A 14,328-nucleotide genomic window follows, 5' to 3' on the forward strand; every position below is an offset into this window, starting at 1 on the left:
TCAACATCCCGCGGCATCGATCGCCACGCAGCGTGTCTCTGCTCCGCGCCGTCGGTCGAGGCGTGATTCTCCGAGAAAATCAGCGTGACTTCAGCGACTTGGGGCTGGTTTTGACGGCGAAACGGCGCCCCTGTGCCGGATTCCCGTCGTTCGGCATACAGCAAGGCGCCTTTCACCTGAAGGGAAGATGAACAACCCGTAAGGTGGCCGCAAAAGGCACGGAATGCGGCCCAGATATGAGAAAGGCCGGCACAAGGCCGGCCCTTCCCAGGATTGAATAGCAGAAGCGAACGTTACTCTGCCGGCGGCAGCGACAGCGGTTCGGCTTCCGGCGCAGCGGCCGGAACGATCGCCGCCTGCTTCTCGCGCTCGTCGAGAATCAGCCGATCGCGCTTCACCGCCACTTCGCGGATCTTGGCCATCGAGGCGCCGGTGCCCGCCGGGATCAGCCGGCCAACGATGACGTTTTCCTTGAGGCCTTCCAGCGGATCCACCTTGCCGTTGACCGCGGCTTCGGTGAGCACCCGGGTGGTCTCCTGGAACGACGCCGCCGAGAAGAACGAGCGGGTCTGCAAGCTGGCCTTGGTGATACCGAGCAGCACAGGATTGCCGGTTGCCGGCTTCTTGCCCTCCTCGACCGCCTTGGCGTTGAGCGCGTTGAACTCGATCTTGTCGACCTGCTCGCCCGAGATCATGTCGGTATCGCCCTGGTCGGTGATCTCGATCTTCTGCAGCATCTGGCGAACGATCACCTCGATGTGCTTGTCGTTGATCAACACGCCCTGGAGTCGATAGACCTCCTGGATTTCGTTGACGAGATAGGCAGCGAGTTCCTCGATGCCCTTGATTGCCAGGATGTCGTGCGGCGCCGGATTGCCCTCGACGATGAAGTCGCCCTTTTCGACGACGTCGCCGTCCTGCAAGTGGATGTGCTTGCCCTTCGGGATCAGGTACTCGCGCGCTTCCTCGTTCTTGTCGAGCGGCTCGATCGAGAGCCGGCGCTTGTTCTTGTAGTCGCGACCGAACCGGATGGTGCCGGCGATCTCGGCGATGATCGCCGCATCCTTCGGCCGCCGCGCCTCGAACAGCTCCGCCACCCGCGGCAGACCGCCGGTGATGTCACGGGTCTTGGCGCTCTCGGTCGAGATACGCGCGAGGATGTCGCCGGGCTTGACCTGGGCGCCGACGTCGACCGACAGAATGGCGTCGACCGACAGCATGTAGCGGGCGTCGCCGCCACGCGCCAGCTTCAGCACCTTGCCGTCCTTGCCCTTGATCACGATCGCCGGACGCAGGTCCGCGCCGCCGCGGGTCGAGCGCCAATCGATGACGATACGCTTGGCGATACCGGTCGACTCGTCGAGCGTTTCGGAGATCGACTGATCCTCGATCAGGTCCTCGAACCCGATCTCGCCCTCGACCTCGGTCAGGATCGGCCGGGTGTACGGGTCCCACTCGGCGATGCGCTGGCCGCGCTTGACCATATCGCCCTCGTCGACGTGCACGCGCGCGCCGTACTGGATACGATGGGTCGCACGCTCGGTGCCGTCCGGATCGACGATCGCGATCACCATGTTGCGGACCATCGCAACATTGTGGCCTTCGCCGTTACGGGCGATGGCGCGGTTCTTGATGACGATCTTGCCGTCGAAGTTCGACTCGATCACCGACTGCTCGTTGATCTGCGCCGCACCGCCGATGTGGAAGGTACGCATCGTCAGCTGGGTGCCCGGCTCACCGATCGACTGCGCCGCGATGACGCCGACCGCTTCGCCGTGGTTGACCGGAGTACCGCGGGCAAGATCGCGCCCGTAGCACTTACCGCAGATGCCGTTGACCAGCTCGCAGGTCAGCGCCGAGCGGATCTTCACTTCCTGCACGCCGGCCTGGTGGATCGCCTCGACGTCCCGCTCCTCCATCAGATCACCGCGCTTGACGATGATCTCGTTGGTGGCCGGGTCGCGCACGTCCTCGCCCGCGGTGCGGCCGAGAATACGGCTGCCAAGCGAGGCGACCACGGTGCCGGCGTCGACGATCGCCCGCATCTTGATGCCGAGCGAGGTGCCGCAGTCGGCCTGCGTGATGATGCAGTCCTGCGCCACGTCGACCAGACGACGGGTCAGGTAACCCGAGTTCGCGGTCTTGAGCGCAGTGTCGGCCAGACCCTTACGGGCGCCGTGGGTCGAGTTGAAGTACTCGAGAACCGACAGACCTTCCTTGAAGTTGGAAATGATCGGCGTCTCGATGATTTCACCCGACGGTTTGGCCATCAGGCCGCGCATACCGGCGAGCTGACGCATCTGCGCGGGCGAACCACGCGCACCGGAGTGGGCCATCATGTAGATCGAGTTGACCTGCTGTTCGGAGCCGTCAGGCGCCTTCCGAACCGCGGAGATCTCCTTCATCATCTCCTTGGCGATTTCTTCGGTGGCCTTCGACCAGGCGTCGACCACCTTGTTGTACTTCTCGCCGTGGGTGATGAGACCGTCGTTGTACTGCTGCTCGAAGTCCTTCGCCAGCGTACGGGTCGAGTCGACGATCTTCCACTTCGAGCCCGGCACGACCATGTCGTCCTTGCCGAACGAGATGCCGGCCTTGAACGCGTTGAAGAAGCCGAGCGCCATGATCCGGTCGCAGAAGATCACCGTCTCCTTCTGACCGCAGTGGCGATAGACCTGGTCGATGACGCCGGAGATCTCGCGCTTGGTCATCAGCTTGTTGATGACGTCGAACGGCAGCTTCGGCGACTTCGGCAGCACCTGCCCAAGCAGGATGCGGCCGGCGGTGGTCTCCAGCAGACGGACGGTGTTCTCGCCTTCCTCGTTCACCCAATGCCAGCGATACTTGATCTTGGTGTGGAGGTGGATGACCTTGGAGTACAGCGCGTGCTCAAGCTCGGCGAGGTCGGCAAACACCTTGCCCTCACCCGGCAGGCCTTCCCGCATGATCGACAGGTAGTACAGGCCGAGCACGATGTCCTGCGACGGCACGATGATCGGCTGGCCGTTCGCCGGATGCAGGATGTTGTTGGTCGACATCATCAGGACGCGCGCTTCCAGCTGCGCTTCGAGCGACAGCGGAACGTGCACGGCCATCTGGTCGCCGTCGAAGTCGGCGTTGAACGCCGAGCACACCAGCGGATGCAGCTGGATCGCCTTGCCTTCGATCAGCACCGGCTCGAACGCCTGAATGCCGAGACGATGCAGCGTCGGGGCGCGGTTCAGCAGCACCGGATGTTCGCGGATCACCTCGTCGAGGATGTCCCAAACCTCCGGCCGCTCCTTCTCGACCAGCTTCTTGGCCTGCTTGACGGTGGTCGACAGACCCTTGGCGTCGAGCCGCGAATAGATGAACGGCTTGAACAGTTCGAGCGCCATCTTCTTCGGCAGGCCGCACTGATGCAGCTTGAGCTCAGGACCGACCACGATCACCGAACGGCCCGAATAGTCGACGCGCTTGCCGAGCAGGTTCTGACGGAACCGGCCCTGCTTGCCCTTCAGCATGTCGGCGAGCGACTTCAGCGGGCGCTTGTTGGCGCCGGTGATGACGCGGCCGCGGCGGCCGTTGTCGAACAGCGCGTCCACAGCTTCCTGCAGCATGCGCTTTTCGTTGCGGATGATGATGTCCGGCGCGCGCAGCTCCATCAGCCGCTTCAAGCGGTTGTTACGGTTGATGACGCGGCGATACAGGTCGTTGAGGTCCGAGGTCGCGAACCGGCCGCCGTCGAGCGGCACCAGCGGGCGCAGATCCGGCGGGATCACCGGCACGACCGTGAGGATCATCCACTCCGGCTTGTTGCCGGAATAGCGGAACGCTTCGACGATCTTCAGGCGCTTGGCGAGCTTCTTGTGCTTGATGTCAGAGTCGGTCTCGGCCATCTCGGCGCGCAGCTGCGCGTCGATCTTTTCGAGTTCGAGCCCCTTCAGCAGCTCACGGATCGCTTCGGCGCCGATCATGGCGGTGAACGAATCCTGGCCGTACTGATCCTGGGCGCGCAGGTACTCCTCCTCCGACAGGAGCTGACGCTCCTTGAGGTCGGTGAGGCCCGGCTCCAGCACCACGTAGTATTCGAAGTACAGGATGCGCTCGAGGTCCTTCAGCGTCATGTCGAGCAGCTGCCCGATACGCGACGGCAAGGACTTCAGGAACCAGATGTGGGCGACCGGCGCGGCCAGCTCGATGTGGCCCATGCGCTCGCGACGGACGCGCGACAGAGTCACTTCGACCGAGCACTTCTCGCAGATGATGCCCTTGTACTTCATCCGCTTGTACTTGCCGCACAAGCACTCGTAGTCCTTGATCGGCCCGAAGATGCGGGCGCAGAACAGGCCGTCGCGCTCGGGCTTGAAGGTACGGTAGTTGATCGTTTCCGGCTTCTTGATCTCGCCGTACGACCACGACAGAATCTTCTCCGGCGACGCGATCGAGATCCGGATCTGGTCGAAGACCTGAGCCGGCGTCGTCGGATTGAACAGATTCATAATTTCCTGGTTCATCGCCATCTCCTCGCGTGCCGGTCGTCACCAGCCGCAAAATCGGAATTCCAGAGGCCCTCCCCGTCGCGCGCGTGACGCTAGCGCGGCGGAGACACCCGGCGGCCGGCGCAAAAGCGCACGCCGCCGGGCTTGACGCGTTGAGTTACTCGGCAGCCTCGGCCGGAGGCGGCGCCGCCAGCTTGGAGTTGTGCAGGTCGACGTTGAGGCCGAGCGAGCGCATTTCCTTGACGAGCACGTTGAACGATTCCGGAATACCGGCCTCGAACGTGTCGTCGCCGCGCACGATCGCCTCGTACACCTTGGTGCGGCCGGCGACGTCGTCCGACTTCACCGTCAGCATTTCCTGCAGCGTGTAGGCCGCGCCGTAAGCTTCGAGCGCCCACACCTCCATTTCGCCGAAGCGCTGGCCGCCGAACTGCGCCTTACCGCCCAGCGGCTGCTGGGTGACGAGCGAGTACGGACCGATCGACCGGGCGTGGATCTTGTCGTCCACGAGGTGATGCAGCTTCAGCATGTAGATGTAGCCGACGGTGACACGACGATCGAACTGATCGCCGGTGCGGCCGTCGTACACAGTCGACTGACCCGAAGCGTCGAAGCCCGCGAGCTTCAGCATCTCTTCGATGTCGGCCTCCTTGGCACCGTCGAACACCGGGGTCGCAATCGGCACGCCGTGGCTGAGATTGCGGCCGAGTTCGAGCAGCTCACCATCGTCGAGCGACTTGATGGTCTCGTCCTCGCCGTAGATCTTCCGCAGGGTCTCGCGCAGCGGCTTGAGATCCTGGCTCTGGTAGTAGGCGTCGATCGTCTCACCGATGCGCTTGCCGAGACCGGCGCACGCCCAGCCGAGATGCGTCTCGAGGATCTGACCGACGTTCATGCGGCTCGGCACGCCGAGCGGGTTCAGCACGATGTCGGCGTGAGTGCCGTCCTCGAGGAACGGCATGTCCTCGATCGGAACGATCTTCGACACCACACCCTTGTTGCCGTGGCGGCCGGCCATCTTGTCGCCCGGCTGGATCTTGCGCTTCACCGCGACGAAGACCTTGACCATCTTCATCACGCCGGGCGGCAATTCGTCGCCGCGCTGCAGCTTCTCGACCTTGTCGAGGAAGCGCTGTTCGAGGCCCTTCTTCGACTCGTCGTACTGCTTCCGCATGGCCTCGATTTCGGCCATCAGCTTGTCGTTCGGGGCAGCGAACAGCCACCACTGCGACTTCGGATACTCCTCGAGCACCGCACGGGTGATCTTGGTGTCCTTCTTGAAGCCCTTCGGACCGGCAATGCCCTGACGACCGTCGAGCAGGTCGGCGAGACGGCCGTAAACGTTACGGTCGAGAATCGCCTGCTCGTCGTCGCGGTCCTTGGCGAGGCGCTCGATCTCTTCCCGCTCGATCGCCAGCGCACGCTCGTCCTTGTCGACGCCGTGGCGGTTGAACACGCGGACTTCGACGATGGTGCCCTGCACGCCCGGTGGCACCCGCAGCGAGGTGTCGCGAACGTCCGAGGCCTTTTCACCGAAGATGGCGCGCAGCAGCTTTTCTTCCGGCGTCATCGGGCTTTCGCCCTTCGGCGTGATCTTGCCGACCAGGATGTCGCCGGCGCGGACTTCGGCGCCGATGTAGACGATGCCCGCTTCGTCGAGGTTCTTCAGCGCTTCTTCCGAAACGTTCGGAATATCGCGGGTGATTTCCTCGGGGCCGAGCTTGGTGTCGCGCGCCATCACCTCGAATTCCTCGATGTGGATCGAGGTGAAGACGTCTTCCTTCACGATCCGCTCGGAGAGCAGGATCGAGTCTTCGAAGTTGTAGCCGTTCCACGGCATGAACGCGACGAGCACGTTGCGGCCGAGCGCGAGCTCACCGAGATCGGTCGACGGACCGTCGGCGATGATGTCGCCCTTCTTGACGTGGTCACCGACCTTCACCAGCGGACGCTGGTTGATGCAGGTCGACTGGTTGGAGCGCTGGTACTTCATCAGCCGGTAGATATCGACGCCCGACTTGGTCGGATCGAGATCCTCGGTGGCGCGGATGACGATACGCGTCGCGTCGATCTGGTCGATGATGCCGGTGCGGCGCGCGGCGATCGCCGCGCCCGAGTCACGAGCAACCACGCCTTCCATGCCGGTGCCGACGAACGGCGCCTCGGCGCGAACCAGCGGCACCGCCTGGCGCTGCATGTTCGAGCCCATCAGCGCGCGGTTGGCGTCGTCGTTCTCGAGGAACGGGATCAGCGCCGCGGCGACCGACACCAGCTGCTTCGGCGACACGTCCATGTAGTCGACCTGGTCGGCCGGCATCGGCACCACGTCGCGGGTGCCGCCGGCGCGGCAGACCACCAGATCGTCGGTGAACTTGCCCTTGGCGTCGAGCGACACGTTGGCCTGCGCCACCGCGTAGCGGCCCTCTTCCATCGCCGACAGATACACCACCTCGTCGGTGACGCGGCCTTCCTTGACCTTGCGGTACGGGGTCTCGACGAAGCCGTACTTATTCACGCGGGCGAACGTCGCCAGCGAGTTGATCAGACCGATATTCGGACCTTCCGGCGTCTCGATCGGGCAGATACGGCCGTAATGGGTCGGATGCACGTCGCGGACTTCGAAGCCGGCACGCTCACGGGTCAGACCGCCCGGGCCGAGCGCCGACAGGCGCCGCTTATGGGTGATCTCCGACAGCGGGTTGGTCTGGTCCATGAACTGCGAGAGCTGCGACGAGCCGAAGAACTCGCGCACCGCCGCCGCCGCCGGCTTGGCGTTGATCAGGTCCTGCGGCATCACGGTGTCGATGTCGACCGAGCTCATCCGCTCCTTGATGGCGCGCTCCATGCGGAGCAGGCCGATGCGGTACTGGTTCTCCATCAGCTCGCCGACCGAACGCACACGGCGGTTGCCGAGGTGGTCGATGTCGTCGATCTCGCCCTTGCCGTCCCGCAGGCCGACCAGGGTCTTGATCACCGCCAGGATGTCTTCCTTGCGCAGCGTGCGATGGGTGTCCGGCGCATCGAGGTCAAGGCGCATGTTCATCTTGACGCGGCCCACGGCCGACAGGTCGTAGCGCTCAGCGTCGAAGAACAGCGACTGGAACATGTTCTGTGCGGAGTCCAGCGTCGGCGGCTCGCCCGGACGCATCACCCGGTAGATGTCGAACAGCGCGTCTTCGCGCGTCATGTTCTTGTCGGCGTTCAGCGTGTTGCGGATGTACGGGCCGACGTTGACATGATCGATGTCGAGCAGCGGCAGCTCCTTGTAGCCCTGCTCGTTCAGCATCTTCAGCGTCTTGTCGGTGATTTCCTCACCGGCTTCCGCATAGATCTCACCGGTCTTCGGGTTGACCAGATCCTCGGCCAGATAGTTGCCGACGAGCTCCTCGTCGGACATCCGCAGCGCCTTGAGGCCCTTTTCCTGCAGCTGACGGGCTGCACGCACAGTCAGCTTCTTGCCGGCCTCGAGCACGACCTTGCCGGTGTCGGCGTCGATCAGGTCGTTGACGGTCGAGTAGCCACGGAAGCGGTTGACGTCGAACGGAACGCGCCAGCCTTCCTTGGTCCGCTTGTAGAGGATCTTGTTGTAGAAGGTCGACAGGATCTCTTCGCCGTCGAGGCCGAGGGCGAACATCAGCGACGTCACCGGCAGCTTGCGGCGACGGTCGATACGCGCATAGACGATGTCCTTGGCGTCGAACTCGATGTCGAGCCAGGAGCCGCGATACGGGATGATGCGGGCGGCAAACAGCAGCTTGCCCGACGAGTGGGTCTTGCCCTTATCGTGGTCGAAGAACACACCCGGCGACCGGTGCATCTGCGAGACGATGACGCGCTCGGTACCGTTGACGATGAATGTACCATTCATCGTCATCAACGGGATGTCACCCATGTAGACATCCTGCTCCTTGATGTCCTTCACGGAGCGGGCGCCGGTTTCCTCGTCGATATCGAACACGATGAGGCGCAGCGTCACCTTCAGCGGCGCAGCATAGGTCATGCCGCGCTGGCGGCACTCGTCGACGTCGTACTTCGGCGGCTCGAATTCGTAGCGAACGAATTCGAGCATCGAGGCGTTGGAGAAGTCCGAAATCGGGAAGACCGACCGGAACACCGCCTGCAGCCCCTCGTCCGGCCGACCTCCGGGAGGCTCGGCAACCATCAGGAACTGGTCGTAAGATGCCTTCTGAACCTCGATGAGGTTCGGCATCTCCGCGACTTCCCGGATGTGACCGAAAAACTTGCGAACGCGTTTGCGACCGGTGAACGTCTGCTGCGCCATCGTGGCCTCTCGTTTCGTCGCCCGGTGGGGCGAACCTTCCGGAGCACGAGCCGCCTCGCCCCCGGGTTGAATACCGAACATCCGAAATTCAGGAGCCAGAGTTCAGGAACCAAATCCTAAGTCGGCTCAGCACTAATTCCGAACGCAAAATAACGCGCGGGGCGCTGCCGCACCCGCCCGTCGAAAACCTCATCGTCACAGACAGAAAAAGCCCGAAATTGCCGATTCTCCCAGAGGCTGCGCGGACACATTACCACGTCCTCGCGCCTGCGCTTTCGTGCTGCCGGACCAATATGGGACGGCAATGTGGAGATTCGAGGGGTTGTCCCCGTACCTTTCCACACATTCCTGTGACGGCTCGTCCGGGCACACCGCAGCCCGCCTTGCCGTTGCCGCCCGGACCCGAGGGCCCGAACCGCGATCGTGCCGGACCCGGGAGACCCGGGCCCGGCGAAACCGATCGGCTTACTTGAGCTCGACCTTGGCGCCAGCCTTCTCGAGCTGGGCCTTGACCTTCTCGGCTTCTTCCTTGTTGACGCCTTCCTTGAGCGGCTTCGGAGCGCCTTCGACCAGATCCTTGGCTTCCTTGAGGCCCAGGCCGGTGATGGCGCGGACTTCCTTGATCACCTCGATCTTCTTGTCGCCAGCCGAGGCCAGGACAACGGTGAACTCGGTCTTCTCTTCCGCCGGAGCAGCGGCGCCACCGGCGCCCGGAGCAGCGGCAACCGCGACGGCCGCAGCGGCCGAAACGCCCCACTTCTCTTCGAGCAACTTGGCGAGCTCAGCGGCTTCGAGCACGGTGAGGCTCGAGAGGTCGTCAACAATCTTCTGCAGATCAGCCATTGAATCAGTTCCTTACGGGTATCAGTTCGAACCAGGGTTGATTGGGAGTGAAGCGTCAGGCCGCTTCGCTTTTGGAGGCATAGGCCTGAACCACGCGGGCCAGCTTCGCAGCTGGAGCGGTGGTGACCTGCGCGATCTTGGTCGCCGGGGCCTGGACGAGGCCGACCAGCTTGGCGCGCAGTTCATCGAGCGACGGCAGCGAGGCGAGAGCCTTGACGCCATCGACGTTCAGGACGGTTGTGCCCATCGAACCGCCGAGAATGACGAACTTCTCGTTCGCCTTGGCGAATTCGACGGCAACTTTCGGCGCCGCCACCGGATCGCTAGATGTAGCGATCACAGTCGGCCCCTTCAGCAGGGGGCCGATGGCTGCGACGTCGGTGCCTTCAAGAGCAATTTTGGCGAGACGGTTCTTCGAAACCTTCACCGAGGCGCCCGCCTGCTTCATCTGCTGACGCAGCTTCTGCATCTGGGCAACGGTGAGGCCGGAATAGTGAGCGACGATCGCGACGCTGGTGGTCTGGAACAGACCATTCAGCGATTCGACCGCCTCTTTTTTTGCCGCTCTTTCCACAGCAAGCTCTCTCCGGTTGGCGGTCCCTGCGAGCAGGACCACCGGGTTGCACCCACCGTCCCGCTCCAACCCGACCCCGAGGCACAAGCCTCCAAGGACACGTAGGGCGAGACGATCGTGAATTGCCTGCCCTCCCGAACCGACTCCGGCTGATCGCCTTCGCCCGAACGGGGTGTCGAGGTTCGAACCCTATCCGCATCCCGCCGCCCGCAGCGTCGGGATACAAAATCCGGTCTTCACCCGTCTATGCAGGCCGTATGATTAAGCCTCTGAGGAAACGATTGCTTCCGCTTCGGCGCCTGCAGTCTCGGACAGGACCGAGATCGTTCTGGCAAACAGTCCGGCGAGCCGGCCTATCGACCTTTCCGATCCCTGCTCGCATTCCGATCGAGCGACAATGTCCTGCATCCTTCAGCGATCCGGGTGGATGAGTTGAAGGAACAGTCTCCTATCGATCAGGTCATTGGAATGCGCGCACGGGCGCGCCAGCCACAGCCGGCACGCCCGGAGCGGGGTGTTTAGCGAGTCTTAATGCGCTTGCCAAGAGCAAACTTCGCCAATCGGCACGATTTTGGCATAGGGGGCCCTCCCTAGGGGGCCTCGGTCGCAGCGGCTGAGTGAATCCTGCCGGATCGAGCCGGGCCGCGCAAGCCTCCCGGTCAACAGACCCCCCCTTCCGAACAAGGGGCGCCGGCCTCGGCGCAGGATCCAATCGGCTCGTCGAGCAGTTTCTGACCAAAGCAGGCGCGTCTCCCTCACCCGGAAGACGAGGCTAAGCTCGCCAGCTCATCTTCAGCGGTATGATGAGCTAAGACCACCATGTCCTTGTCGCGGCTGCGGGTTCAGCCCCTGACCTGGAAGCAAATCCGGGCCAGTTGGCGCTGGCGTTGGGTCGGAGCTGTTACCCCTGCACCGGATACGGCAGCGGCTTCCCCGCGAAGAACGCCGCAAGATTGGCGATGACGCAGTCCTGCATCGCGCGGTGGGCTTCCTGGGTGTGACCGCCGATATGCGGCGTCAACACCACGTTCGGAAACTCGGCCAGCGCATCCGGCGCGTAGGGCTCCAAGGCGAAGACGTCGAGACCTGCCCCGGCGATCGTGCCGTCGGCCAGCGCGGCGATCAGCGCGGCCTGATCGATCACCGAACCGCGGGAGATGTTGACCACCACGCCGTTCGGCCCGAGCCGCTTCAGCATGCCGGCATCGATGATCTTTTCGGTATCCGGGCCGGCGCGGACCGCGACCAGCAGCACGTCGCACCAGTCGACCAATTCGCCGAGATCGCCGACATAGCGATACGGCACGTCGTGACGGCTGCGGCTGTGATAGGCGACTTCGGTCTCGAAGCCGGAGACGCGGGCAGCGATCTTGCGGCCGATCTCGCCGATGCCATAGACGCCGACCTTGGCACCGGTCAGTCCGCGCGGCGGCTTCAGCATCGGCGACGGCTTTGCTCCGGACCACCCCCCGGCCCGCACGTAAGCGTCGGCCGGCAGCACGCGGCGCATCAAAGCGAGCAACAGCGCCAGCGCCAGATCGGCTACTGCCGAGGCATTCGCCGCCGGGCTGTTGCCGACCACGATGCCGCGCTCGGCAGCGGCTTTGAGATCGACCCCGTCGTAGCCGGTGCCGTAGCAGACCACCGCGCCGAGCGCCGGCAGCATGTCGAAGGTCTCGCGGCCGAGCGGCTGGCCGCCCATCGTCAGCAGCGCGCGGACGTCGGCGAGCTCAGTGGCACTGAAAACCTGATCAGCGGGCTTGCCGGCGGTCTCCAGCAGCTCGAACTGCTCGGCGAATCTCCCCAGCATCGACCGGCCAAACCGCGACGCGACCAGAACCTTGTCGGCCATTCCTGCCCTCATGTTTGTTATTGTTTTACGAGCAAACAAAAAGGGCGAACGGGTTGCCCCGTCCGCCCTCTTCAAATCGTCATCGTCCGGGCAACGGACTTAGTGGACGGTGCCCGGCTCGACCTTCACGCCGGGGCCCATGGTCGAGGACACCGCGACGCGCTGAATGTAAGTGCCCTTGGCGCCGCTCGGCTTGGCCTTGTTGACCGCGTCCGCGAGCGCCTTGATGTTCTCCACCAGCTTGTCGGCATCGAACGAGGCCTTGCCGACGCCAGCCTGGATGATACCGGCCTTCTCGACGCGGAACTCGACCGAACCGCCCTTGGCGCCCTTGACCGCGCCGGCGACGTCCATGGTCACCGTGCCGATCTTCGGGTTCGGCATCATGCCGCGCGGGCCGAGCACCTTACCGAGGCGGCCGACCAGGGGCATCATGTCCGGGGTCGCGATGCAGCGGTCGAAGTTGATGTTGCCGGCCTGAACCTGCTCCACCAGATCCTCCGCGCCGACGACGTCGGCGCCCGCGGCCTTGGCTTCGTCCGCCTTGGCGCCGCGCGCGAACACGCCGACGCGCACGGTGCGGCCGGTGCCGTTCGGCAGCATGACCACGCCGCGGACCATCTGGTCAGCGTGGCGCGGATCGACGCCGAGGTTGATCGCGACCTCGATGGTCTCGTCGAACTTCGAGATGGCGCGCTCCTTGACCAGCTTCACCGCCTCGTCGAGCGGATACAGCTTGGTGCGGTCGATGCCTTCCCGGATCTTCTTCAGACGCTTACCGATTGCCATGTTCGCCTTACCCCTCGACCCGCAGGCCCATCGAACGGGCAGAGCCCTCGACCATGCGCATGGCCGACTCGACGGTGTCGCAATTGAGATCCTTCATCTTCTTCTCAGCAATCTCACGCACCTGGGCGGAGGTCACCTTGCCGGCGAAGTCACGGCCCGGCAGCTTGGAGCCGGACTGGATCTTGGCCGCCTGCTTGAGGAAGTAGGACATCGGCGGGGTCTTCATCTCGAAGGTGAACGACCGATCGGCGTAGATCGTGATCACCACCGGAATCGGCGTGTTCTTCTCTTCCTTCTGGGTCTGCGCGTTGAACGCCTTGCAGAACTCCATGATGTTGAGGCCGCGCTGACCAAGCGCGGGACCGATCGGAGGCGACGGGTTCGCCGCTCCGGCCGGCACCTGCAACTTCAGGTATCCGGTCACTTTCTTTGCCATACCAACTCTCCTGTTGCCGGCGAACCGGCGGTTTCAGGTTCGTGGTGGGGCGCCTTCCGATGACTGGCGATCACCGGCACGCCTCCCACGCCTCTCAGAGCAGAGCCTCCGCCCCACCCTCTTCCGTCATGCCCTGACTTGATCCGGGCATCCATCCATTTCGCAAGAGTGTTGCGAAGAAGGTGGATTGCCGGGTCAAGCCCGGCAATGACAGTGCCCGATCAGACCTTTTCGACCTGACCGAATTCCAGTTCGACCGGGGTCGCACGGCCGAAGATCGACACCGCGACCTTCACGCGCGAACGCGCCTCGTCGATTTCCTCGACCACGCCGGAGAACGACGCGAACGGGCCGTCGGCGACACGGACGTTTTCGCCGATCTCGAACGACACCGACGCCTTCGGGCGCTCCACGCCTTCCTGCACCTGATGCAGGATGCGCATCGCTTCGGACTCCGAGATCGGCATCGGCTTGTTCTCGGCGCCGAGGAAGCCGGTGACCTTCGGGGTGTTCTTGATCAGGTGGAAGGCCTCGTCCGTGAGGTTCATCTTCACCAGCACGTAGCCCGGGAAGAACTTGCGCTCGGCATCGACCTTGCGGCCGCGGCGCACCTCGGTGACCTTCTCGGTCGGGACCAGCACCTGCTCGAACAGATCTTCCAGGCCGCGTTGCTTGGCCTGCTCCTTGATCGATTCGGCGACCTTCTTTTCGAAGTTCGAATAGGCGTGGACGATATACCAGCGCATGCTCATGGTAAGGGGCCTGCCGTCAAACGCCGAGCAACAGGCGGATCAGAACGCTGATCACCTGGTCGGCGGCAAAAAAGAAGATCGAAGCCAGCGCCACCATCACGAACACCATGATCGTGGTGATCGAGGTTTCGCGGCGGGTCGGCCAGGTCACCTTGGCGGTCTCGCTCCGCACTTCCTGCAGGAATTTGAACGGGCTGAAGGCCATCGTGTGATCCAGATCAGTCGAATGTGGGTGTTTCAGAAAACCGAACAGCCCCGGTGAACCCAACCCTGGCGATCCTCGCCGGGGATGAGCCGACAACGGGCCCAATTTTCGGGA

At 63.7% G+C, this 14,328-nt stretch carries 9 protein-coding genes; all 9 read right to left on the minus strand.

Annotated features, from left to right (window positions below):
- Positions 1–293 precede the first annotated feature (293 nt).
- The 9 genes from rpoC to secE all read right to left on the minus strand — a co-directional run bounded on the left by rpoC (position 294) and on the right by secE (position 14,214).
- Positions 294–4,496, minus strand: coding sequence for a DNA-directed RNA polymerase subunit beta' (rpoC, locus tag HZF03_RS16425; protein WP_042441622.1), 4,203 nt, complete (start codon positions 4,494–4,496; stop codon positions 294–296).
- 142 nt (positions 4,497–4,638) lie between these two features.
- Positions 4,639–8,763, minus strand: a complete 4,125-nt coding sequence (gene rpoB / locus HZF03_RS16430) for a DNA-directed RNA polymerase subunit beta (protein WP_011158811.1) — start codon at positions 8,761–8,763, stop codon at positions 4,639–4,641.
- 465 nt (positions 8,764–9,228) lie between these two features.
- Positions 9,229–9,606 (minus strand): 50S ribosomal protein L7/L12, encoded by a 378-nt coding sequence (rplL, locus tag HZF03_RS16435; protein WP_011158812.1) that lies wholly within the window; start codon positions 9,604–9,606, stop codon positions 9,229–9,231.
- Between the two features lie 55 nt (positions 9,607–9,661).
- Positions 9,662–10,180, minus strand: a complete 519-nt coding sequence (gene rplJ, locus HZF03_RS16440; protein ID WP_011158813.1) for a 50S ribosomal protein L10 — start codon at positions 10,178–10,180, stop codon at positions 9,662–9,664.
- Positions 10,181–11,081: 901 nt separating this feature from the next.
- On the minus strand, positions 11,082–12,032 hold the full coding sequence (locus HZF03_RS16445; protein WP_119019712.1) for an NAD(P)-dependent oxidoreductase: 951 nt from the start codon (positions 12,030–12,032) through the stop codon (positions 11,082–11,084).
- 99 nt (positions 12,033–12,131) lie between these two features.
- Positions 12,132–12,821, minus strand: a complete 690-nt coding sequence (gene rplA / locus HZF03_RS16450; RefSeq protein ID WP_011158815.1) for a 50S ribosomal protein L1 — start codon at positions 12,819–12,821, stop codon at positions 12,132–12,134.
- A 7-nt stretch (positions 12,822–12,828) separates the two neighbouring features.
- Entirely contained in the window at positions 12,829–13,257 is a 429-nt protein-coding gene (gene rplK / locus HZF03_RS16455) for a 50S ribosomal protein L11 (RefSeq protein WP_011158816.1), read from the minus strand.
- Positions 13,258–13,478: 221 nt separating this feature from the next.
- Positions 13,479–14,009, minus strand: a complete 531-nt coding sequence (gene nusG, locus HZF03_RS16460; protein WP_011158817.1) for a transcription termination/antitermination protein NusG — start codon at positions 14,007–14,009, stop codon at positions 13,479–13,481.
- A 16-nt stretch (positions 14,010–14,025) separates the two neighbouring features.
- Positions 14,026–14,214: a preprotein translocase subunit SecE gene (gene secE, locus HZF03_RS16465; RefSeq protein ID WP_012496665.1), complete on the minus strand. Its 189-nt coding sequence runs from the start codon at positions 14,212–14,214 to the stop codon at positions 14,026–14,028.
- Positions 14,215–14,328: the final 114 nt, after the last annotated feature.

Source organism: Rhodopseudomonas palustris (assembly GCF_013415845.1).
Taxonomy (GTDB): Bacteria; Pseudomonadota; Alphaproteobacteria; order Rhizobiales; family Xanthobacteraceae; genus Rhodopseudomonas; species Rhodopseudomonas palustris_F.

Excerpts from the sequence above, each read along its gene's own strand:
- rpoC (WP_042441622.1), bottom strand. The coding sequence starts at position 4,496 with ATGAACCAGGAAATTATGAATCTGTTCAATCCGACGACGCCGGCTCAG.
- rplA (WP_011158815.1), bottom strand. The coding sequence starts at position 12,821 with ATGGCAATCGGTAAGCGTCTGAAGAAGATCCGGGAAGGCATCGACCGC.
- rplL (WP_011158812.1), bottom strand. The coding sequence starts at position 9,606 with ATGGCTGATCTGCAGAAGATTGTTGACGACCTCTCGAGCCTCACCGTG.
- rplK (WP_011158816.1), bottom strand. The coding sequence starts at position 13,257 with ATGGCAAAGAAAGTGACCGGATACCTGAAGTTGCAGGTGCCGGCCGGA.
- secE (WP_012496665.1), bottom strand. The coding sequence starts at position 14,214 with ATGGCCTTCAGCCCGTTCAAATTCCTGCAGGAAGTGCGGAGCGAGACC.
- HZF03_RS16445 (WP_119019712.1), bottom strand. The coding sequence starts at position 12,032 with ATGGCCGACAAGGTTCTGGTCGCGTCGCGGTTTGGCCGGTCGATGCTG.
- rpoB (WP_011158811.1), bottom strand. The coding sequence starts at position 8,763 with ATGGCGCAGCAGACGTTCACCGGTCGCAAACGCGTTCGCAAGTTTTTC.
- nusG (WP_011158817.1), bottom strand. The coding sequence starts at position 14,009 with ATGAGCATGCGCTGGTATATCGTCCACGCCTATTCGAACTTCGAAAAG.